The following is a 1,550-nucleotide window of genomic DNA, read 5'->3' as shown; positions in this document are numbered from 1 at the left end:
AGCCGGAGCCGGAGCCGGAGCCGGAGCCGGGGCAGGTGCTGTGGGTGCGGCCGTTGCCCGGGCCGGCTCGTTGCGGTCCCGGTCGCGCCAGTTGCTCCAGGGCCACCGCGGGCGCGGAGGCGCCGCCGGCTCCCCGCTGGCGACCTCTTCCAGCAGCTCCCGGGCCTCTTCCAGGTCGAGACGCGCGGCCGGGTCCTTCCGCAGCAGCCCGTCGAGGACCGGCGCCAGCACCCCGGCGTGCCCGGCCGGGGCCGGCTCGTCGGAGGCCACCGCCGTCAGCGTCTCGAAGACCGAACCGCGCTCGTACGGCGAGTGCCCCTCCACCGCCGTGTACAGCGTCGCGCCCAGCGACCACAGGTCCGAGGCGGGCAGGGTTGTGCCGTCGCGGACCCGCTCGGGTGACATGTACTGCGGGGAGCCCAGCACCATGTTCGAGCTGGTCACGATGCCGTCGCCCTCGATGGTGGCGATGCCGAAGTCGGTCAGCACCACCCGGCCGTCGTCGCCCAGGAGCACGTTGGCCGGTTTGACGTCGCGGTGCCGGACGCCGGCCCGGTGTGAGGCGTCGAGGGCGTTCAGCACGGCCAGGCCGATCTCGGCGACCCGGCGCGGCTCCAGCGGGCCCTCCTGGTCGATGACCTCTTTCAGCGAGCGCGACTTCACGTACTCCATCACGATCCAGGTGGCGCCGTCCGCCGCGATGACGTCGTACACCTGGGCCGCGTTGGGGTGGCTGATCCGGGCCGCCGCCCGGGCCTCGCGCAGCGTGCGCTGCTGCACGGCGTCGCGGTCGGCCTCGGCGATGTCGTCCGGCGGCACGATCTCCTTGATCGCGACGTCCCGGTCGAGCACCTCGTCGCGGGCCAGGAAGACCCGGCCCATGCCGCCGACGCCGAGCGTCTCACCCAGCCGGTAACGACTGGCGACGACGACCGGGCCCACTGTCATGACACCGCCATACCCGATGACAGCACCGGCCACTCCTGCCGCGCGGGGTTAGGATGCGGCATGGACGAGCTGTCGCTGCTCGACACCAACGGGATCCTGCGTCAGCCGTGGATCCGGCCCGACCGGACCAGTGCGGGTCTGGGCTGGTCCGGGCTCTACGTGTCCACCCAGCGCGAGCAGCCGTACCGGGCCGCCTTCGACGCCGCCCGCAGCCACCTCGTCATCCTGCACCTCAACGGGCCGGTCACCGTCCGTCGCGGGCACCTCGGGCTGACCAGCGCGCGCACGGTCGCCCCGGGTGGCTTCTTCGTGCACCCGGCCGGCAAGGACCTGACCGTGGAGCTGGGCGGACCGCTCGACACCGTGCACGTCTACCTCGACGACGACGCGTTGCAGCAGGGGCAGGACGGGCCGCCGGTCACGCTGGCCGAGGAGCTGGGCGTGGCCGATCCGCTGCTGGAGCAGCTGGTGCTGGCGCTGGACTCGGTGTTGCGGCAGTGGGAGCCGTCCGCGCGCACCTATGTGGATCAGGTCGCCGGCCAGCTGGCCGCGCAGCTGGCCCGCCGGCACGGCACCCGGCGGGCGCCGGCCGGTCCGGACGA

Annotated in this window: 1 protein-coding gene and 1 pseudogene; one reads left to right on the top strand and one right to left on the bottom strand. The window is 73.7% G+C overall.

All coding sequences use genetic code 11. The features are described 5' to 3' along the window. A partial coding sequence (locus AB0C29_RS47770) for a serine/threonine-protein kinase (RefSeq protein ID WP_360834924.1) occupies nucleotides 1-948 on the bottom strand: 948 nt, incomplete at its 3' end. 60 nt (nucleotides 949-1,008) lie between these two features. On the opposite strand from AB0C29_RS47770, the pseudogene AB0C29_RS47765 reads away from it, so the two are divergent. Further along, nucleotides 1,009-1,550, top strand: a pseudogene (locus tag AB0C29_RS47765) (AraC family transcriptional regulator); the annotation flags it as partial.

The sequence above is a fragment of the Actinoplanes sp. NPDC048791 genome, assembly GCF_040650095.1.
Taxonomy (GTDB): domain Bacteria; phylum Actinomycetota; class Actinomycetes; order Mycobacteriales; family Micromonosporaceae; genus Actinoplanes.
This window is presented reverse-complemented; position numbering and strand designations above follow the sequence as displayed.